13 protein-coding genes are annotated in these 20,362 nt (G+C 66.1%); 3 read left to right on the top strand and 10 right to left on the bottom strand.

What is annotated here, in order from left to right:
- Positions 1-13 precede the first annotated feature (13 nt).
- Complete coding sequence (locus AABN02_RS00140) at positions 14-2,101, bottom strand: 3-hydroxyacyl-CoA dehydrogenase NAD-binding domain-containing protein (RefSeq protein WP_338412894.1); 2,088 nt, start codon at positions 2,099-2,101, stop codon at positions 14-16.
- Positions 2,102-2,287: 186 nt separating this feature from the next.
- Here AABN02_RS00140 and AABN02_RS00135 point away from each other — a divergent pair, with 186 nt between their 5' ends.
- Entirely contained in the window at positions 2,288-4,093 is a 1,806-nt protein-coding gene (locus AABN02_RS00135; RefSeq protein ID WP_338412893.1) for an acyl-CoA dehydrogenase, read from the top strand.
- Between the two features lie 58 nt (positions 4,094-4,151).
- On the opposite strand, the gene AABN02_RS00130 is transcribed toward AABN02_RS00135, so the two are convergent.
- From AABN02_RS00130 to AABN02_RS00105, 6 genes are all read right to left on the bottom strand, one after another.
- Complete coding sequence (locus tag AABN02_RS00130) at positions 4,152-4,895, bottom strand: IclR family transcriptional regulator (protein WP_338412907.1); 744 nt, start codon at positions 4,893-4,895, stop codon at positions 4,152-4,154.
- A gap of 315 nt (positions 4,896-5,210) precedes the next feature.
- Positions 5,211-6,383 carry an ABC transporter substrate-binding protein gene (locus AABN02_RS00125; protein ID WP_338412892.1) on the bottom strand — a complete coding sequence of 391 codons (1,173 nt, stop codon included), beginning with the start codon at positions 6,381-6,383 and terminating at the stop codon, positions 5,211-5,213.
- 52 nt (positions 6,384-6,435) lie between these two features.
- Positions 6,436-7,146, bottom strand: a complete 711-nt coding sequence (locus AABN02_RS00120; protein ID WP_338412906.1) for an ABC transporter ATP-binding protein — start codon at positions 7,144-7,146, stop codon at positions 6,436-6,438.
- The gene (locus AABN02_RS00115; protein ID WP_338412891.1) at positions 7,133-7,897 is read right to left on the bottom strand and encodes an ABC transporter ATP-binding protein; all 765 of its coding nucleotides are present in this window, start codon (positions 7,895-7,897) and stop codon (positions 7,133-7,135) included. The genes AABN02_RS00120 and AABN02_RS00115 overlap by 14 nt, the downstream gene beginning before the upstream one ends.
- A complete protein-coding gene (locus AABN02_RS00110; RefSeq protein WP_338412890.1) occupies positions 7,890-8,867 on the bottom strand; it encodes a branched-chain amino acid ABC transporter permease in 978 nt (325 codons plus the stop codon). The genes AABN02_RS00115 and AABN02_RS00110 overlap by 8 nt, the downstream gene beginning before the upstream one ends.
- A 1-nt stretch (position 8,868) precedes the next feature.
- Positions 8,869-9,732: a branched-chain amino acid ABC transporter permease gene (locus AABN02_RS00105; RefSeq protein ID WP_338412889.1), complete on the bottom strand. Its 864-nt coding sequence runs from the start codon at positions 9,730-9,732 to the stop codon at positions 8,869-8,871.
- Between the two features lie 529 nt (positions 9,733-10,261).
- Between AABN02_RS00105 and AABN02_RS00100 the strand changes: the two genes are divergently transcribed.
- Together AABN02_RS00100 and AABN02_RS00095 are read left to right on the top strand one after the other, a co-directional pair.
- Positions 10,262-11,464 carry an acyl-CoA dehydrogenase family protein gene (locus AABN02_RS00100; RefSeq protein WP_338412888.1) on the top strand — a complete coding sequence of 401 codons (1,203 nt, stop codon included), beginning with the start codon at positions 10,262-10,264 and terminating at the stop codon, positions 11,462-11,464.
- 19 nt (positions 11,465-11,483) lie between these two features.
- Positions 11,484-12,632: an acyl-CoA dehydrogenase gene (locus AABN02_RS00095; protein WP_338412887.1), complete on the top strand. Its 1,149-nt coding sequence runs from the start codon at positions 11,484-11,486 to the stop codon at positions 12,630-12,632.
- Between the two features lie 190 nt (positions 12,633-12,822).
- On the opposite strand, the gene AABN02_RS00090 is transcribed toward AABN02_RS00095, so the two are convergent.
- From AABN02_RS00090 to AABN02_RS00080, 3 genes are all read right to left on the bottom strand, one after another.
- Entirely contained in the window at positions 12,823-15,417 is a 2,595-nt protein-coding gene (locus AABN02_RS00090) for a cation-translocating P-type ATPase (RefSeq protein WP_338412886.1), read from the bottom strand.
- 5 nt (positions 15,418-15,422) lie between these two features.
- The gene (locus AABN02_RS00085; RefSeq protein ID WP_338412885.1) at positions 15,423-16,823 is read right to left on the bottom strand and encodes a phospholipase D-like domain-containing protein; all 1,401 of its coding nucleotides are present in this window, start codon (positions 16,821-16,823) and stop codon (positions 15,423-15,425) included.
- 317 nt (positions 16,824-17,140) lie between these two features.
- Positions 17,141-20,341, bottom strand: coding sequence for a hypothetical protein (locus AABN02_RS00080; protein ID WP_338412884.1), 3,201 nt, complete (start codon positions 20,339-20,341; stop codon positions 17,141-17,143).
- Between the last annotated feature and the right edge of the window lie 21 nt (positions 20,342-20,362).

Here is a 20,362-nt window from a genome sequence, read left to right as displayed (position 1 = left end):
CGAAACTCCGGAATCAATTGAAGCTCTTGCCTTCATCGGCCAGACGAACCAGCAGGGGCGCGGGTTGCCAGCTGGGGTCGGCGCCGGGCTCGGCGGCGAAGCGGCGCAAGGCCCGCACGACGTTGGCCAGACCCATCTCATCGGCATAGCGCATCGGGCCGCCGCGGTGCTTGGGAAAGCCGTAGCCGTTGAGGTAAACCAGGTCCACATCCGAAGCACGCACGGCGATGCCCTCCTCCAGGATGCGTGCGCCCTCGTTGACGAGCGCGTAGATGCCGCGCTCGATCACCTCTTCGTCGCTGACCGTGCGCGGCGTGCAGCCCTTGGCGGTGCGGTAGTCGGCAACCAGCTGATCCACCACCGGGTCGGCCAGCGGCTCGCGCACGCCGGGTTCGTATCGGTACCAGCCGGCGCCGGTCTTTTGGCCGTAGCGGCCCAGCTCGCAGAGCTTGTCGGCCACAACCGGCTCGAAGGGTCTGCCCGCCTCGGCGGCCTTGCGCTTGCGCGTGGCCCAGCCGATGTCCAGCCCGGCCAGATCGCCCACGCGGAACGGCCCCATCGCAAAGCCGAAACGCTCCAGCGCCCTGTCCACCTGCTGCGGCGACGCACCGGCGTTGACCGAGCCGTAGGCCGCGGCGCCGTAGCGCGCCAGCATGCGGTTGCCGATGAAGCCGTCGCAGACGCCCGACACCACGGCGACCTTCTTGATCTTCTTGCCCAGCGCCATGGCGGTGGCCAGCACGTCGGGGGCGGTTTGCGCACCGCGCACGATCTCCAGCAGCCGCATGATGTTGGCCGGGCTGAAGAAGTGCAGGCCCAGCACGTCCTGCGGACGCTTGGTGAAGCTGGCGATGGTGTTGATGTCCAAGTAGGAGGTGTTGGAGGCCAGGATGGCACCGGGCTTGCACACCGCGTCGAGCTGGCTGAAAACCTTCTGCTTCACGTCCATCTGCTCGAACACCGCCTCGATCACCAGATCCACATCGGCGAAGGCGGCGTAGTCCAGCGTGGGCGTGATCAGGCCCATGCGGTGCTCCACCTGCTCGGCGGTGAGCTTGCCCTTCTTGGCGCTGGATTCGTAGTTGCGACGCACCGTGGCCAGGCCACGGTCCAAGGCCTCCTGCGAGGTTTCCAGCACCACCACGGGCAGGCCGATGTTGAGGAAGTTCATCGTGATCCCGCCACCCATGGTGCCGGCCCCGACCACGCCCACCTTGGCGATGGGACGGGTGGCTGTTCCGTCGGGCAGGTCGGGGATCTTGCCGGCCGCGCGCTCGGCTGCGAACACGTGGCGCGCGGCACGCGACTCGGGCGTGTTCATCAACGCGAAGAAGGCTGCGCGCTCGCGCCTGAGGCCTTCATCGAAGGGCTGCGTCACGCTGTCGGCCACGCACTCCACGCACTGCACCGGTGCAGGCAGGCCCTTGGCGGCAGCCTTCGCGCTGTTGCGGGCGAACTGGACAAACGCATCAGCCCCGGCGGTGGCCATCTTCACGTCGCGCAGGCGGCGCAGTGGCCGGCTTTCTGACACCACGCGCAGAGCGAAGGCCACGGCCGCCGGCAGCAGGTCGCCTTCCACCAGCTCGTCCACGAGGGCGGTCCCGGCAAAGCCGGCGGCCTGCTGCGGCTCGCCCGAGACGATCATGTTCAATGCCGCCTCCAGACCGATGGCGCGCGGCAGCCGTTGCGTGCCTCCGGCCCCGGGCAGCAGACCCAATTTCACCTCGGGCAGGCCAAGGATCGCGTCCTTCCTGGCAACGCGCCAATGGCAGCCCAGCGCCAACTCCAGTCCACCGCCCAGCGCGTGTCCTGCCAGCGCCGCCACCACAGGCTTGGACGAGCCCTCGAGCGCGCGGATCACATCCGGCAAGTTGGGTGACATCGCCGATTTCGGTGTGCCGAACTCGCGCACATCGGCGCCCCCCGAGAAGACCTTGTTGCCGCCGGTGAGCACGATGGCTGTGATCGCCGGATCGGCCAGCGCCTGATCCAGCCCGGTCACGATGTCACCGCGAAGGGCGTGGCCGAGGCCATTGACGGGCGGGGTGTTCATTGTCAGCACGGCCACCGTGCCGTGCAGGGCGTAGTCGAGGTTGTCCATGGTTTCCTGGGCAGCGATGAGAAGAATGGGGGAGGGCGCGACGATGACCCCTGGTTTTGTTCTGCTGTGCAGTTTTCTATTCCGCAATACGGTCTATGATAGTGAGGTCTTATCAGGTTTGTAAAGCGGGGCAACGCGGAATGCCGTCCCGCCAACGAGCGATCCACCGGCACTGGGCTGAAACAGATGACCCCTCACGACCTCATTTCTTCTCGCGACTTGTCGTTCCAGCTTTTCGAAGTACTGGATGCTGTGTCACTGACCCGGCGTCCCCGCTACGCCGAGCACAGCCGTGAAACCTTCGAGGCGGCCATTGCGACCGCCCAGGCCATCGCCCTGGACCTGTTTGCGCCCCACAACCGCGAGGCCGACGAGACAGAACCCCAGTTCGTCGACGGTCGCGTGCAGATGGTGGCGGCGGTGGCACCCGCGTTGCGGGCCTTTTGCGAAGCCGGCTTTCTCTCTGCCACCGACGACGAAGCCAATGGCGGCATGCAGTTGCCTGTGCTGGTGGCGCAAGCCTGCTGGTCGCTGTTCCGCAGCGCCAACATCGCCACCACCTCGTATGTCGGCCTCACGGCGGCCAACGGCAACGTGATCCGCCGTTTCGGCAGCGAAGCCCAGAAGCGCCGCTACCTGGGCGGGCTGCGCGCAGGCCGGTTTTTCGGCACCATGGCCCTCACGGAACCGCAAGCCGGCTCCAGCTTGTCGGATCTGTGCACCCGCGCGACTCCGCTCGCTGACGGTCACTACGCCATCCGCGGCCAAAAGATCTTCATTTCGGGCGGCGATCATGAACTGGCCGAAACCATCGTGCACTTGGTCTTGGCCCGGCTGCCCGACGCGCCGGCCGGCGTGCGCGGTCTGTCGCTCTTCATCGTGCCAAAGCATCGGGTGGATGACCAGGGCTGTGTGGGCGAGCCCAACGACGTGGCGTTGGCCGGGCTGATTCACAAGTGCGGCTGGCGCGGCACCACGTCCACCATGCTGTCGTTCGGCGAGAACAACCAGTGCGTGGGTGAGTTGATCGGATCACCCAATGAAGGCCTGGCCTGCATGTTCCACATGATGAACGAAGCTCGGATCGGCGTGGGCATGGGCGCCATCATGCTGGGCTATCGCGGCTACCTGGCCTCACTGGCTTACGCGCGCGAGCGCGTGCAAGGCCGGCACCCCGGCGCCAAGGATCCCACCGCACCGCAGCTGCCGTTGATCGAGCACGCTGACGTGCGCCGCATGCTGTTGGCGCAGAAGGCCTACGTCGAGGGGGCCTACTCATTGGCCATGACCGCGGCTCGACTGGTGGACGAGCAGAAGACCGGCGAGACCGAGCAGGCCCGCTCTGAGGCGGCGCTCCTGCTGGATCTGCTCACGCCGGTGGTGAAGTCGTGGCCCAGTCAATGGTGCCTGGAGGCGAACAGCCTGGCCATTCAGGTACTGGGTGGCTATGGCTACACCCGTGAATACCCGGTGGAACAGTACTGGCGCGACAACCGGCTGAACATGATCCACGAGGGCACCCATGGAATCCAGGCCATGGATCTGCTCGGTCGCAAGGTACTGATGAAGCAGGGGGCTGCGCTCGACTTGTTCGGCAAACACGTCCAGACGACGCTCGACCAAGCGGCCGACTTGCCTGAACTGCGTGTCTACGCGCTGGAGTTGGGGGCGGCCTGGGCAGACGTCAGAGCCACCGTAGAAACACTGCGAGCCTCGTTGGTCAGTGATCCCCGCACCAGCCTGGCCAACGCGCATTTGTTCCTCGATGCCTTTGGACATCTTGTCATCGCATGGTCTTGGCTACGTCAAGCCGTCGTGGCGGAACGGGCCCTGAAGGCCGGCGCCAGCGAGGCTGATCGGTCTTTCTACCGCGGCAAGCTGCAGGCCAGCCGCTGGTTCTTCCGCTGGGAACTGCCGAGAGTGACCTCGCAACTGGCCTTGTTGCGGAGTGCCGACGACACGGTGCTGACCACTTCGGCCGACTGGTTCTGAGCCGCACCACTTTCCAGGTGTGGCGCGTCCATCCAGCCACGCGCGGTGGGCAGTCCGATCAATGAGGCAATGACGCTTCCAGGCGATTGACGAGGTCGATCAACCGGGGGCGCACTTCCTGCAATAGAAACTCGGGCGAGAGACTGAAGGCAGGCCCACCGACGTTGATGGCCATCATGGGCAAGCCGTTGCCGGGATCGAAGGCCCGCGCGATGCCGTTCACGTCCTTTTGCCAATCGCCGAACGAGCAGGTGACACCCAGTTCGGCGTAGTCTCGCAAGGACTGCTCGATGCCCCGCTGGATCGCGGGCCAGGCGAAGTCGTCCAGTTCGCGAACCTGCTCCATCACGTTCAGCCGCTCACGCTCGAACACCGTGGCCAGCCATGCGCGGCCCATGGCCGACGTTGCGATCGGCATGCGCGAACCCACATCAAGCGTGAGCGTGAGGGCGGCAGCGCTGCGGCAATGCTCCACATAGATCATTGACAACTTGTCGCGAACCCCCAGCGAGACAGTGGAGTTCGAGTAGGTGGCCAGTTCCTGCATCAGCGGTCGGGCGATCTTGCGTACATCCAACCGGGTCAACATGGCGCTCCCGAGCGCCAGGCACGCCGTGCCGAGACGGTAGCGACCGCTGTCGGAGACGTGTATGAGGTAACCCAGCTTGGTGAGCGTCATGGTCAGCCGCGTCACCGTACTCTTGGGCAATTTGCAGCGCTGTGCGAGTTCCTGATTGCTCAGGGCACTCTCGCCGGTCCGAAAACAGGACAACACCTCTAGCCCACGCGCCAACGCCGTCACAAAATGCCGGTCTTCCTTGGCCCTGGGGGGTGGGCCGCGCCGGCCCGTGCGCTTGGGGGTTTCGCCAACGTCCCCCTGGTCGTCTACAACCCGTGGCTCCTGCGATGTGGTCTCGGCTGCCTTGCTGATCAAAATGGAACTCCGTTCTGCAGGATGACCTAATGTACGCGATGCAAAGTGTGTGCCACGCCTACAGTGCGCGGACCCAAGCGTGCCCACCGACAGTCTAGGCCGTCTGAAACGACGACCCAGACCGTGGGCCTGGGCTTGCAGATCGCCTACCGAGGGGGGCGCCCGGCGGGATGGCTCGATCGGTTACTTGGCCAGTTCACGCAGCTTGATTTCTCGAACCTTGCCACCTTCGATCACGGCCACGCGGGTGTTGGCGAGCGAGCCTCCCTTGTCATCCACACCATCCAGGTCGTTGGGGTTCACGGCATCTGGCAGAGCCTTCATGGCCTTGTCGAGATGGGCGCGAATAGCGGCAGCATCGGTGGTGGTACCGGCCAGCTTCATGGCCAAGGCAGTGGCGTGCACGGCGGTGTAGTTCAGAGAGATTTCAGAACTCGGGTCACGGCCCGGATGCGCCTTGAGCCAGCGCTCGGTGAAGGCTTTGGCTGTTGCACTGCTGTCGTCGACCATGGGCAGTACACCGATCGATCCTTCAAGGGGCCCGTAGCCGCCGACGATGGGCTTCATCTGGTCCATCTTGGCCTGGTCGATGATGACGAATCCACCCTTGAAGCCCAGTTCGCGGGCCTGCTTGGCCACCAGGCCTGTGGGCTCGCTGGCGCCGCCGATGAACAGCACGTCAGGCTTGGAGGCCAGCGCCTTGCTGACGCCGCTATAGAAATCGGTGGAGCGGTTGTAGCTCATGGGGTTCTCTGCAACCACTTTGCCACCGGCCGCTTCCCAGGCCGGCTTGAACACAGCGATCCACGCTTTGGCGTAGTCATGGTCGGCGCTGGCGATGGCCAGATTCTTGCCGTACTTGGTCATCGCGTGTTTCAAGAAGGGCTGTACGTAGGTGGTGAACTCCGGCGGGATCCGCAAGGTGAGCTTGTTCCCGCGTGAGGTGACCTGCGGCACGCTGGTGTAGGACAGCAGCAGCACCTTCATCTGCTCGTTTGTGGTCTGGATCGCAAAGCTGCCCCCCGAGTGCGGGCACATCACCACGGGCGTCTTGTGTTCTTGCACCAGGCGCTGGAAGTTGATGGCGGTTTCACTGGGGTTGTACTTGTCGTCCAAGGCCACGATCTCGAACTTGACCTTCTTGCCATCCACCTGAAAGCCACTGGCATTGAGTTCATCGGCGGCGAACTTCATGCCGTCCAGCGTGTTCTTGCCGTACTGCGCGGCGCCGCCACTCAAGGGGCCTGAATAGCCAATCTTCACCACCTCTTGCGACCATGCGGTCGAGGCTGCGAACAGAGCGCTGGTGGCCAGCAGGTGGCCGGTCCAGTGGGCGAGCTTTCGGGATGTCGTCATAGGTGTCTCCAGGTTGTGTCAGGTTTGGCAAGGGTGGACGGACTGGTTGCGCTCAGGAGCCAATGTAGGCGCGGCGCACGGCTTCGTTGTTCATCAGGCTGTCGCAGTCGCCTTCCAGCACGATGCGACCACGCTCCATCACGTAGGCCCTGTGGGCAATCTTGAGCGCTGCGAATGCGTTCTGTTCGGCGAGCAACACCGTGGTGCCGGCCCGGTTGATGCGCTGGATCACCTCGAACACCTGTTTCACCACCAAGGGTGCAAGTCCTAACGAGGGTTCATCGAGCAGCAGTACCTTGGGGCGACCCATCATGGCGCGGCCGATGGCCACCATCTGCTGCTGGCCACCGCTGAGCGAGCCGGCAGGGTCGTTCTGCTTCACGGCCAGGATGGGGAACAAGGCCAGGACTTCGTCCAGGCGTTGCCGGTTGCCGACCTTGTCGCTGCGGTGCACGTACGCGCCCAGCATCAGGTTCTTCAGCACCGACATCTGCGGAAAGAGCTTGCGTCCCTCGGGGCATTGCACGAGGCCCTGGGCCACGATCTGGGAAGGTTTCATGCCCACCAGCTCGGTGTTGCCGCCAAAGCGGATGCTGCCGGACGCCGCGCGATGCAGACCGCTTGCAGTGAGGAACATCGAACTCTTGCCTGCGCCATTCGCGCCCAGCAGCACGACCAGTTCGCCGGGCTTGGCGTGCAGGGTCACGTCGTCAAGGGCCCTGAAGCTGCCGTAAGAGAGCTGGACCTTGTCAAAGCTCAGCATGGTCGCTTCCCAGGTAGGCGTCGATGACAGCCGGGTTGGCACGCACCTCTGCGGGCGTGCCCTCGGCGATCTTCTCGCCGTAACTAAGCACGAGGATCTTGTCGGCCAAGCTCATGATCATGTCCATCTTGTGTTCGACCAGGCACACGGTGATGTGGTGCTTGACGATCTTGCGGATCAGCTCCGCCAGGCCCAGCGTTTCTTCGGGATTGACACCGCCGGCGGGCTCATCGAGCAGCAGCAGCTTCGGTCCGGTAGACAGGGCCAGGGCGAACGCAACTCGCTTGCGTTCCTCTTGCGTGATGTCGCCGGCCATGCGGTTTTCCAGGTGCGCGAGGCCGACGAAGTCGAGCGCCTCGCGTGCCTTCTCGCGGCACACGCGCTCTTCCTCCTTGAGACGGGGAGAGCCCACCAGGACATCCCACAGGCCCGACTTGGTGCGAAGGCGATGACCGACGATGAGGTTGTCCAGCACCGTGGCCATGTCGAACAAGGTGGTGGCCTGGAAGGTGCGGGCGATGCCCAGGCGGGCGACCTGATCGGTGCGCAGCGTGGTGATGTCTTGCCCATCAAAGGTGATGGTTCCGCCAGAAGGCAGGTGCACTCCACTGATCAAGTTGAAGAAGGTCGTCTTTCCCGCACCGTTCGGGCCGATGATGGCGTTTACCTTGCCTGTCTCGATGCTGGTGCTGACATTGTTGACGGCCGTGTTGCCGCCGAATCGTTTGGTCAGGTGTTCAATCTCAAGCACGGGTGCGCTCCTTGGCCTGGTCGGCATCCGCCGCTTGCCGTGCACGCCAGCCCAGCCATGTGCCGACGATGCCGTGGGGCATGAAGATCACCAGCACCACGAGGATGGGGCCGAAAATCAGGAATCGGTACTCCTGCAGGAACTGGAGGTACTGTGTGGTCCAGGGCACCAGGAGTGCGCCTAGCAAGGGGCCGAGGAGCGTGCCCAGGCCACCGATGAGCATGAACATGGTCATGTCGAAGGTGTGCGCTGCACCGGCCAGATCCGGTCCCAGGAAACGCACAAAGCCCGCATACAGTGCCCCAGCCCAGCCGGCGTAGAGCACAGAAAGCAGGAACGCCGTGAGCTTGTTGCGCATCAGGTCCACGCCCAGTGCCTCCGCGAGGTCATCTCCATTGCGGATCGCCACGAAAGTACGCCCCAGCAGAGAATTGACGATCCGGCGTTTGACCCACACGCCAAGCACCAGAAAGGCAAGCACCAGGTAGTACAGCGATAGCGGCGTCTCGAAGCTGAGCGGACCGATCGGACCGGGCGACGGGATGCCGATGAGGCCTGCGGTTCCGTGGGTGAGGTCTTCCCACTTCTCGATCAACATGAACAGGATGGTGCCGACACACAGCGTGAAGATGGAGAAGTAGTGCCCTCGCAGTCGCAGTGACACGCGACCGAGTGGATAGCCGATGGCCACGGTCACCACGCCAGCGGCGAGGAAAGCCCACCAGAACGGCCACTGATGGTCCACCGTGAGAATGCCGAGCGTGTAAGCCCCGATGGCCATGAAGCCGGCATGTGCGAGATTGAACTGGCCCGTGTAGCCGGTGATGATGTTCAGCCCCAAGGTCGCGATGGCGAAGATGTAGGCAGTGGACATCACGGTAAGGTGATAGTCGTTTCGGGCCAGAAGAGGGAATGTGATGCCGGCGGCAAGCAGCAGCCACCAGCCGAGTGCAGCTTTGAGCTTCGACATGTCAGCGCGCTCCATTGGTGAACAGGCCCTGCGGGCGCAGTGAAAGAATCACCACCAGGAGCACAAAGGCGATGATGTCCTTGTAGTCGGTGGAGATGTAGAAGGCGCCCATCGATTCTGCAAAGCCAATGATCAGGCCGCCCGCGATGGCACCAGGCACACTGCCCATGCCGCCCAGGATGATGATGACGAAGGCCTTGGTGATCACGAGGTGCCCCATCGCCGGATACACCAGATTGATGGGCGCATAGAGCGTTGCGGCCACCGCGGCCAGCGCACCCGAGATGGCGAAGGTCAGCATGGTCACTCTGCTGGCGTCGATGCCCACCAGCGAGGCGCCATCCCTGTTCTGTGCCATCGCCACGATGGTCGACCCCGCCACGGTACGCGTGAGGAACCACTGCAGTACGGCCATCAAGGTGAACGCGCCGGCGATGATGAGCAACCTCTGCACCGGCGCGGTGATCCCGCCGATCTCGACGACCCCAGTAAAGGGCGTGGGCATGCGCAGGAAGTCGGCACCCCACAGGGCTTGGGCGCCGGCTTCGAGAAACAGCAGCAGACCGATGGCCGCGATCATGGGGTGCAGGCCGCTGGCATGGCGCAGCGGATGAAATACAAGCCGCTCGGACAGGGCCGCCAGACCCGCGACCACGATGGCAGCCATGATCATGGCCAGCCAGTAGTTCAGCTCCCACCCGGTCATCAGCTTCAGCGCCACGAAGGCACCCACCATATAGAAGGCCCCGTGCGCGAAGTTGGGCACCTCCAGGATGCCGTATACCAACGTGAGTCCCAGGGCCACGAGGCTGTAGATGCCGCCGAGGGTGAGCCCATTCAGCACCTGTTGCAGGAAGACGTCCATCGCTCAGGCCCCCTCATTCCGGACGGCTCGGCAGCGCGTCGGCGCAGAAGCAGATGACGCGAACGAGAGTGGCACTGAATGCATGTGGGTATGCTCCGGTTTCGATGTCAAAAATGGTACTTTAGACTGCATGGTGGAACTTTATATTGGGGCTACCACCTGTTGCATTGGCGACGACACCCTTGAAATCTCAGTTGAGGGCCTTGATATGCGCCGCAACAATTCCACCATGCAGTACACTGTTTCATTATTTGAGGCACAATGGACGTGCTGGTCGCGGTCATGCGAGTCGTCGACTACACCGTCAAGGTGCCCGATGTGGCCACCCTGGTGAACAAGCTGCAGGACGAAGCGAAGGTGATCTGAGATGGTTGCTCTGGCCATGGCCGAACACGAACTCGGCCGCCCGAGCTGGTCAACGCACTGCGCTGATGGTCCCGGAGTTCGCCCGCAGGTCCCATGCACCTTCGCCACGCGGGCCATCGCGCCTGGACTTGTACATCTTTCGAGACTTCAACGAGGACATCCCATGGATCTGAGTTTCTCCCCTGACGAAGAGGCCTTCCGGGCCGAAGTGCGTGCCTTTCTCGCCCAGCAGTTGCCTGCCGAGCTTTCGGGCAAGGTCCGTCTGGGCCGAAGTCTGAGCAAGGCGGACATGACCTTGTGGCATGACCGACTCAACCAACGCGGCTGGCTCGCGCCCCATTGGCCCGTCGCCTGGGGTGGACCCGGATGGGGGCCGATCAAGAACTTCATCTTCGAGAATGAGTGCGCTCTGGCCCATGCGCCTCGCATCGTGCCCTTTGGGGTGAACATGCTTGGCCCCGTGCTCATCAAGTTCGGCTCGGAAACCCAGAAGGCACGGTGGTTGCCGCGGATCTTGGATGGCTCGGACTGGTGGTGCCAGGGGTACTCCGAGCCCGGCGCGGGTTCCGACCTGGCGGGCGTGAAGACGCTTGCGGTGCGATCCACCGATGCGGAAGGCGATCACTACATCGTGAACGGCCAGAAGACATGGACCACTCTGGGGCAGCACGCCAACATGATTTTTTGCCTGGTTCGCACGGACCGCGAAGCAAAGAAACAGTCGGGCATCAGCTTCTTGCTGATCGACATGAGCTCCCCGGGCGTTGAGGTGCGGCCCATCATCACGCTGGACGGCGAGCACGAGGTCAATGAAGTGTTCTTCACCGACGTCCGCGTGCCTGTCGAGAATTTGGTCGGCGAGGAGAACCAGGGTTGGACCTGCGCCAAGTACTTGCTGACTTACGAGCGCACCAATATTGCAGGCGTAGGTTTTTCGATCGCTGCACTTGAGCAACTCAAGCATGTGGCAGCCAAGCGGATCCGGAATGGTCAGCCCTTGGCTCGAGACCCGCTCTTTGCCGCTCGGCTGGCCCGAGTAGAGATCGAATTGGAGAACATGAAGACCACCAACTTGCGCGTGCTGGCCGCCGTGGCCGGCGGTGGCGTTCCGGGGGCGGAAAGCTCAATGCTGAAGATCTGTGGGACCGAGATTCGGCAGGAGATTTCGTCGCTGCTGCGTCGTGCCCTGGGTCCGAACGCGCGCGCGATGGAGGAGGAGGGCTCGGGAGCCGCGATCGGTGCAGGCACCGATGAAGCCTTGCCGGCCGCCACCGCGCGCTATTTCAACAACCGCAAGCTGTCGATCTTCGGCGGCTCCAACGAGATCCAGAAGAACATCATCTCGAAGATGATCCTGGGCCTTTGATCCGGCGTGCGAGGAAAAAATGAATTTTCAACATACCGATGACCGTCGCATGCTGAGCGACTCCCTGAACCGCTTTGTGCGTGAGAAGGTTGACTTTGGGGTGCGGCAACGTGCAGCCGCCTCGAGCGAGGGGGGATCCCGCTCCACCTGGGCCGGCCTGGTCGAGCTGGGCGCGCTTGCAGCGATGTTCACTGAAGACCAGGGTGGCATGGGGGGCACCGGCTTTGACATCGCCGTCGTCTTCGAGGCCCTGGGGCGTGGCCTCGTCGTGGAACCGTTCGCTGGCGCCTTGATGGCAGGCCAGGCCCTGGCGGCGTCGGCGTCGGCGAGCGAAGCTGCACGTGCAGAACTGGACGCGCTCATCGCTGGCGAGCAGATGGCGTTGTTGGCTCACGAAGAGGCCGACACCGGCGCCGACCCGAGTCGCGTGAGCGTGCGCGCGGCCCGCAGCGCAGAAGGATGGCGACTGTCCGGCACCAAGGTCAACGTCCATCAGGCCGAGATGGCGGATACCTACGTGCTCAGTGCAAGGACTTCCGGACAAGTCGGGGATACCGCCGGCATCAGCCTGTTCCTCGTCCCGGCCAACGTACCAAACTTGGTCCGACGCGGCCATGCCCAGGTGGATGGCGGTCGTGGCGCAGACTTGATCCTGGACGATGTGAGCCTTCCCGAGAGTGCGTTGCTGGGTGCCGAGGGGCAATCCTTTGCCGCACTGGAGCGTGCGGTGGGATGCGGCCTGCTGGCGTTGGCGGCGGAATCGCTCGGGGCCATGGAAGTGGCCAAGGACCAGACGCTTGAGTACCTGAGAACTCGCAAGCAGTTCGGTGTGCCGATCGGAAGCTTTCAGGCGCTGCAACACCGGATGGCCGACCTGCTTCTGGACGTTACCCAGGCGCGCTCGGCTGTCATCAATGCAGCAGCCGCCCTGGACAATGATGCACGGCTGGTGCGCGAACGCGCACTCTCGGCCGGCAAGTACACCGTAGGCCGCGCAGGCACGAAGATGGCCGAGGAGTGCATTCAGTTGCACGGCGGTATCGGAATGACCTGGGAGTTGCCCCTGGCTCACTATGCCAAGCGCCTGGTGTTGATTGACCACCAGCTCGGCGATGAGGATCAACACCTGCAGCGCTATATCACCTTGTCCCTGGTGAATAGGAACTAGGAACGGCTGATCTGGGCGATGGAGCGGTGCGGCTGCTGCGCGTCACACCGCAGCAGCTTGGCTACGCGCTCCTGAAGCACCGGATCGAGGTCGAGGTACGGAAGTTTTAAAAAGAGACTAACGGCTTTCTTTTGAGTTGAATTTCTTCTGAATCTCGGCGACGAACAAGCAACTCTGTTTGACGTTAGTGTCAAACGGAGCGTCGCCGGGCCCACTTGATGCCTTCGAACCACCCCACACTCAGCAAGCCCAGCGCGCTGGCCGCTGCCAGTTCGTGCATCGGCAGGGGTGCGAACCTCAGCACGCCGACGGCCCAGGGGATGTAGAGCGCCCCCAGCAGCAGCCCCCACGCCAGGCCGACCACCACCCACAGCGTCCTGTTCGGTGTGCGCAGTGTCGTCCACAGCGACCGAGTGGCCGAGCGGTTGGAGAGGATCAGGGCCAGGTTGCCCACCACCAGGGTGGCGAAGGCAAAGGCGCGGGCTTCAGGCTCGGGAATGCGCGTGTGCGCCCAGGCGAACGCCGCCATCACCACGGCCAGCACGCCCAGACCTTGCACCAGGGCCAGCCACAGCGTTGCACCGCCGAACAGCGGTGCGGCGGCATCGCGTGGCGGGCGCTGCATCACGTCGCTTTCCGCCGGCTCGTTCTCGAAGGCGATCGAGCAGGCCGGGTCGATGATGAGTTCGAGAAAGGCAATGTGCATGGGGAACAGCAGCGCCGGCCAGCCGAACAGGACCGGCAGCATCGCCATGCCGGCGATCGGAATGTGCACCGCCAGGATGTACGACATCGCCTTGCGCAAGTTGTCGAAGATGCGGCGCCCCAGCCGAACCGCTGCGACGATGGCCGCGAAGTTGTCGTCGATGAGCACCAGCGAGGCCGACTCGCGGGCCACATCGGTGCCGCGACCGCCCATCGCCACGCCCACGTGTGCCGCCCGCAAGGCCGGGGCATCGTTCACGCCGTCGCCCGTCATCGCGACGATGTCGCCCCGGGCCTTCAGCGCCTGCACGATGCGCAACTTCTGCTCCGGCGCGATGCGGGCACAGACGCTGACGGTGGCCATGCGCTCGCGCAGCGCGTCGTCCCCCAGTGTGGCCATCTCGTCGCCCGACAGCACATCGCCGTCGCGCTCGGCCAGTCCGGCCTGGTGCGCGATGGCCCGCGCCGTGGCCGGATAGTCGCCGGTGATCATGACCACGCGGATGCCGGCCGCACGGCATTCGGCCACGGCGGCGGGCACCTCGGCACGCACCGGATCGGCCAGACCCAGCAGCCCGATGAACTCGAAATCGAAGTCGTGTTCGGTTGTCGGCCAGTCCTGCCCCGTGAACGACCCACGCGCCACTGCCAGCACGCGCAACCCCTCGGCGGCCAGTTCGTCGACCACGCTGGCGATGTGCGCCTTCTGCGCATCGTCGAGGTGGCACAGATCGATCACCGCTTCCGGCGCGCCCTTGGCCGCGACCGTCTGGGCGCCATCGCCCGCGGCGGCCCACACGTGCGACATCGCGCGCAGCGCCGGGCTGAGCGCATAGGTCTGCACCAGGCGCCAGTCGCGGTGCAGGTGTTCGGTGTCGGCCAGGAAGCGTTCACCGAGCTGGTGGAAGGCCTTCTCCATCGGATCGAACGGATCCACCACGCTGGCCAGGATCGCCACTTCCACCAGGGCGTGGAAGGCCTCGGGCAGATGGCCGGCAGCGACTGAATCCAGCGCGAGCCTGTCCTCCAGATCGACACCACCCGCGGCCAGGTGCGTCACCGTCATGCGGTTCTCGGTCAGCGTGCCGGTCTTGTCGCTGCAGAGCACCGTGGTGGCGCCCAGCGTCTCGATCGCATTGATGCGCCGGGTGAGCACGCCTTCCTTCGATAGCCGGCGCGCCCCGAGGGCGGGGAACACGGTCAGCACCACCGGGTATTCCTCGGGCAGCATCGCCATGGCCAGCGCGATGCCAGCCAGCAGGGCCTGCAGCCAGTCGCCCTTGATCAGCCCATGCACGACCACCAGGGCCAGGCTCAAGGCCAGCGCCAGGAGGGCCAGGTTGCGAACCAGCCTGGCCGTCTGCTTCTGCAGCGGCGAGCGCTCGTTGTCCACGGTGCCGAGCGCGGCGCCGATGCGGCCGATCTCGCTGCGCGTGCCGGTGGCGGTGACACGCGCCAGCGCGTGGCCCTGCACGATCAGCGTGCCGGCGTAGACCGCCGGCTGGTCGTCGCCCCCGGGCACAACGCGCGCGGTGTCCGCAGGCTTCTCCAGGACCGCCAGTTCATCGGGCTGCGCCACCCGCTTGCCGACCGGCACAGCTTCGCCCGTCAGCAAGGACTCGTCGGCCCGAACGCCATCGGCCGATACCAGCAAGGCATCGGCCGGGACGCGGTCGCCCTCGCTCAGCTTGAGCAGGTCGCCGCGCACGACGTCGCTCCCGGCGATGCGCTGCGGCTGCCCGTCCCGGATGACCAGGGCGCGCGGACTGGTGAGATCGCGCAGGGCCTCGATGGCGCGCTCGGTCTTGCCTTCCTGGTACAGGGTGAGGGCCACGGTGACGAGCACGAAGCCGAAGAGCGTCAAGCCCTCCTGCAGGTCACCGAACACCATGTACAGGGTTGCCGCCGCGAGCAGCAGCAGGAACATCGGCTCGCGCACGGTCTCCACGGCGATCGACAACAAGGAGCGGCGCTGCCCGCCGGGCAGTGCATTGGGGCCGTCAGCGGCCAGACGCTGGGTGGCCTGGGCGGCAGACAGCCCCGCGTCGGGGATGGGCAGATCAGTGTGGTTCGCAGGCATTTTTGTCAGAGCCAGTATTCCCAGAGTCGCCCGAACCATTCCTGAAGGTGCAGTGTCGGGCTGCGGCGCTCCCATGCGGCGAGATCGATGGCATCCGACGCCGCCAGATCGCGCTCGAACATGGTCTGCACCTGCTGCCCGAATTCGGCACCCAGCATGACGGCGTTGAGTTCATGGTTGTGGAGGAAGCTGCGCCAGTCCAGGTTGGTGGAGCCCACGGTGGCCCACACGCCGTCCACCAGCGCTGTCTTCGAATGGAGCACGACGCCGCGGCGCTCGAAGATTTTCACACCTGCGCGCAGCAGGCGGTCGTAGTGGCTGCGCCCGGCGTGGAAGACCAGCCAGGAGTCGGTCCGCGAAGGCAGGATGAGCGTCACCTCCGTGCCACGCGCCGCTGCAGCAACCAGCGCGGCCAGCAACTGCGGGTCGGGCGCGAAGTACGCGTTGGTGATGCGCACGCTGGTTTCGGCACTGCCGATGGCCGACAGCAGGACGGCATAGATCAGGCTGTAGGCCTCTTCGGGCGAGCTGCCAATGGCGCGCACGACCTGCTTGCCCACGGCCGGCAAGGGTGGAAAGTAGGCACGTGGCGGCAGTGGCGGCCCCTGCTGGTCTTTCCACGCAGCCAGGAAGAGTTTCTGCAACTCGGCGACCACAGGGCCCTGCACCAGCAGATCGGTATCGCGCCAGGCCAGCGCGGCGTCTGGATCGACTCTCTTGGCCTTGCCGAAGGAGCCGCCCGAATACACGCTGCTGATGTTGATGCCACCGAGGAACGCCGTCTGGCCATCGACGATGAGCAGCTTGCGGTGGTCGCGCTGGTTCCATTCCCAGCCTTCGCGCGCCGTCAGCGGATTGACGGGGTTGAACTCCAGCACCTGCACGCCGGCTGCGCTGAGGCGCTGGAAGAAGGCCTTCGGGGTGCCAAACGTGCCGACGCTGTCGCGCAACAGGTTGACCTGCACGCCCTGCGCCTGCTTGGCCAGCAAGGCCTGTGCAAACTGGCGGCCGACGGCGTCGTCGTCCAGGATGTAGGTCTCCATGTTGATGTGGTCCCGCGCGCCGGCGATGGCCGCGAGCATGGCGCGGTAGGTGGCCGGACCGTCCTGCAGCAGGCGCACGGCGTTGCCCGTGGTCAGCGGGCTGCCGACGATGGCTTCTTCCAGCGCCAGGTGGCGGCTGAAGATGTCGGTCGGCTGCCCGCCGCTCTGCAAGCGCTGCAGGATGGCACGGCTCTGCGCGGCCGACAGCGGGCCGTGCACCCCCTCCAGCGGCACCGGCCGCACCGGCTGGCGCGCCAGATCGGGAATGAAGGTGGGCAGGCTGCTGCAACTCAGGCCCAGCACCACGGTGGTGGAGAGGGCCGCGTACAGCCAGGGAGCACGGCGGTGGCTGTGCGAGGTCATCGGGTCCATTCGAAACGGCGCGCAGCACTGCAGGTGCCGCTGAAGCCGCTTATCGGACGAATCGATGCGTGTGTCTGTGCGCTAGCTGACGCAGGCCGCAAAGCGGATGCGGATGACCGGGCAGCGTTCCGGCCAGGTGCGTCGCATGCGGTTCTTGCCCACGCAGTCATGGCACTGCTCCCCCGCGCAGATCCTCCAGCAGCACCTCGATGACCGCTTCTTCGGCCACCGCACAGCCCTGTGCCTGCAGCGCCGCCAGGTGCATGAGGCCGGCCGCATGGGGCCGGCCGACTTCACCGAGATGGGCGACCTGGCCATCAAGCGTCCAGCAGCAAGCTCGCGAACAGCGCCAGGAAGCCGCTGCCATCCGGATCGACGCCGTCCGGGTCGGCGATCGCGTCACTCTGCGGGATCACCTTGGTATCGGTCGGTCCGGCCCAGACCGGCGAGCAGCGCCCCAGGCCGCCCGTGGCGAGCAGGTCGGCCAGCACGTCGAAGGCCCCTTCCGGTTCGGCCAGCCGCGTCCACAACGCACTGCTGTTGCCCGGACCGGAGGGCACCGCCACCCCGAGATTCTGCGCCATCAACTCCTGCCGGAAGCGGGCGATGCCGGTCGAGGTGCCGCGGGCATTCAGTGCTCGGTCAAGGCTGACCACGTCGCAGCCGCCGTCGAAGGTCATGCCGCGGCGGCGGAAATGGCTGCTGCCGACCAGCGCCCAGACATCGTCCACGATGACCACCGTGCTCCGGATCGCGGTCGGCCGTCCCGGGAAACCGATCGGGTGGAAGGCGGCCACCCGCTGGCGGTCCTGGGCGGTGAGGGTCTCGATCGCCTGCTTGCGGTGCGCCAGGGCGGCGCGCACCCAGTTCGCCTTCGCGTTCACGAAATCGGGCTGGCGCGGCACGCAGACCATCACCTTCAGCCGCCGGTTGGCCTGCAGACGCGCGCGCAGGCTTTCGACCAGATCGATCTCGTGCGGCTGCGGCGTGCCGCCCGGGCGGGCGGTGCGCGCGAAGGCCGGGCTTTCGATGTAGACGAACTCGCGGGCCTGGCCGATCGCGCGCGTCAGCGCCCACAGGGCGTCGCGCTGGCCTTTCTTCGCGGTGATCATCTCGCGCTGCAGTTCACGGCGCAGGCGGCTTTCGTTGGCGAGGTTGATCGTCTGGTGCGGCACGCCGAGCGCGTCGGCCAGTGCGTTGACGGCGCCCTGGATCGTGTCGGTCGGCTGCGGCACCGGGATGCCGGACAAGCCCAGCTCGGGGCTGTCGCAGAACGGCGCGATCGTTTCGAGCATGGCGGCGGACACGGTATTGGCCGCGATCGGGTCGGGTGCCGGATCGCTCCAGTTGTCGCCGCCGGTGGTGACCAGCCAGCCGGTCGCCGCGGGCGCCATCGGCAGGATCGACTGGGCGCGCTTGAGCGCGTGGAGCGCCAGGTCGTAGGCGAGCTGTCCTGCGACGTGGACCCCCGCGGCGTGCAGGTCGGGGCCGGGCGGGTTGCCGGGGTCGCCGAGTTCGGGCTGGGCGCAGCGGCTCTCCAGGCTCCAGCGCGCGCCGCTCAGCACCGCGCGCCACGCCAGCGGTTGCCCCGCCGCTGGCGCGGCGCCGAGCGCGAACACGGTCTCGAAGCGGCCCTGCGTCGGCAGACGTGGCCCTTCGCGTGGCGAGGTGGTCTCGTGCGCGAGGCGGCGGACCAGATCCAGAATCGTGCCGGGTGCACCACCGCCCGGGGGCGTGGTGGGTGGGATGCCGAAGAGCGAGGCCGGCGCGACCGAGGTGCTCGCGGAGGCGCTCATCAGCGCAGCCAGCGCCGGCAACTGCAGCAGCGCCGTGCCGCCGAAGCGGGCGCTGTTGTCGACGAAGGGCTGGGGCGTGGGGTTGACGGTCAGCGGGAGGGCTGAATGCAGGCGGCGGCGCCCGTCGCGGCCGGTGGCGACGACATCGACTTCGAGCTGCGCCGGGGACGGCAGCGGCGCCACCGGTGCCAGTCCGTACGGGTTGACCAGCAGGATCGGCGTCGGCTGGCCGGCGACCGCGACGCTGGAGCCACCGTCGCCGCGCACGAATGAGGGCTGTTCACCGATCGCGTCGATCTCGACGAATCGCCGCGGGAAGACGCGCAGATGAACGCCCGCCGGGACCGCGTCGGCCGCGATCGTGACGATCACGTCCAGCCCGGCGTTCGGGCCGTCACCCGGCGCGCGGAATGCGGCGGTCATGCCTTGCGTGGCGTCGGCCGAGGGGGGCAGGGTGCCGCCGGGGTTGGACGAGGGGAACGCCGGCCAGTGACCGGTCGCCCCTGGGCCGGGCGGCACCGTGGTGGCCGGGTCGATCTCTGCGGAGGCCAGCAGCGCGAGCACGTCGGTGCCGGTCGGAGGAAAACCAGTCGCGATCTGCCCGGCCGCGCCGAGCACATCCAGACCGTCGATCAGATAGTCGAAGTTCGGCACCGCGGTGCGTACGACCGGCCGCGCGAAGTCGGGCACGCTGCCGTCGTCCGCCGGGATGCCGTCCAGGGCGCTAGCGCTGCGGTTGCCGAGCAGGTGCCAGTCCAGATCGACCGCGACGACGCGGAAGAACTGCGTAGCGAGCGTCATACCCGCGGGCAGGTCGGCCGGGTCGGGCAGCACGAGCGGCGTGCGCCCGAGCGTCCCGTGGGGCGACAGGCCCCACTGCAGTGGGGGGCGCTGCGGCAGGTTGGTCAGTGCGGTGTTTTCGGCGGTGTTGTCGGCCGCGGACCGACCCAGGCGCTGCCCGGCGACGAGGTCCACGAGCCCGCTGTCCGGCACGGCGCTGACTTCGGCGTCCGTGCTGTCGATCACCTTGAGCCGCGCGACATCGCGGGTCGCGTGGTAGCGGCGGCCGTGCGGGTCGATCACGTGGCCGCGCTTGGCGGCCGTCACGAGGGCCACGATGCCGTTCAGCCCGCCGGCGGCGCCCACCGCCGGCATGCCGGCATCCCCCAGCCGCAGCGCCGGACGCCAGCCGATCAGGTCAAGGAACAGCGCGGCGACCGCGAGCGGGTCGATCGGTAGCCCGCGTGCATCATGGAATGACACAGGCTGAGTGCCCGCCAGTCCGAGGGGGGCGCCGGCCTGGAACCAGTTGATGGCGGTGGGGGCCGCGGGCATGGTGACCCCATGCACCAGCATCGCCACGGGCACCGGCCGGTTCAGCGGCGCGCCCAGCCGCACCTCCACCAGCTTCGCCAGGCGCCGCGCGGCCTCCGGGTGCAGCGCCAGCACCGCGACCGGACCCGCCACAGGGTCTCCCGCCACGTCGCTCCACACCGTGGGGGTGGCTTCGAAGCGCAGCGGCGCGCGAAACGGTGCGAGCGGCGTGTCCAGCGTCAGCCGCAGCGCCGCTGCATCGACATCCCCCGCGCCGGGCGTGACGGTCGACCAGCCGCTGGCGAGGTTGGGCGCGACCAGGCCCAGCACGTCGAGTTGCCGGGACTGCAACTGGTTGGTCGCATCGGTCTGCGTGAGCACGGTCTGCGGGGTCATCAGGGCGGGCATGGGGGGATCCTTTTCCAGTGC

The organism is uncultured Sphaerotilus sp. (assembly GCF_963924895.1).
Classification (GTDB): domain Bacteria; phylum Pseudomonadota; class Gammaproteobacteria; order Burkholderiales; family Burkholderiaceae_C; genus Sphaerotilus.
This window is presented reverse-complemented; position numbering and strand designations above follow the sequence as displayed.

What these genes read in the sequence shown, in the direction of transcription:
- AABN02_RS00080 (WP_338412884.1), bottom strand. Translation starts at nt 20,341, where the DNA reads ATGCCCGCCCTGATGACCCCGCAGACCGTGCTCACGCAGACCGATGCG.
- AABN02_RS00140 (WP_338412894.1), bottom strand. Translation starts at nt 2,101, where the DNA reads ATGGACAACCTCGACTACGCCCTGCACGGCACGGTGGCCGTGCTGACA.
- AABN02_RS00135 (WP_338412893.1), top strand. Translation starts at nt 2,288, where the DNA reads ATGACCCCTCACGACCTCATTTCTTCTCGCGACTTGTCGTTCCAGCTT.
- AABN02_RS00110 (WP_338412890.1), bottom strand. Translation starts at nt 8,867, where the DNA reads ATGTCGAAGCTCAAAGCTGCACTCGGCTGGTGGCTGCTGCTTGCCGCC.
- AABN02_RS00105 (WP_338412889.1), bottom strand. Translation starts at nt 9,732, where the DNA reads ATGGACGTCTTCCTGCAACAGGTGCTGAATGGGCTCACCCTCGGCGGC.
- AABN02_RS00085 (WP_338412885.1), bottom strand. Translation starts at nt 16,823, where the DNA reads ATGACCTCGCACAGCCACCGCCGTGCTCCCTGGCTGTACGCGGCCCTC.
- AABN02_RS00095 (WP_338412887.1), top strand. Translation starts at nt 11,484, where the DNA reads ATGAATTTTCAACATACCGATGACCGTCGCATGCTGAGCGACTCCCTG.
- AABN02_RS00100 (WP_338412888.1), top strand. Translation starts at nt 10,262, where the DNA reads ATGGATCTGAGTTTCTCCCCTGACGAAGAGGCCTTCCGGGCCGAAGTG.
- AABN02_RS00125 (WP_338412892.1), bottom strand. Translation starts at nt 6,383, where the DNA reads ATGACGACATCCCGAAAGCTCGCCCACTGGACCGGCCACCTGCTGGCC.
- AABN02_RS00120 (WP_338412906.1), bottom strand. Translation starts at nt 7,146, where the DNA reads ATGCTGAGCTTTGACAAGGTCCAGCTCTCTTACGGCAGCTTCAGGGCC.
- AABN02_RS00090 (WP_338412886.1), bottom strand. Translation starts at nt 15,417, where the DNA reads ATGCCTGCGAACCACACTGATCTGCCCATCCCCGACGCGGGGCTGTCT.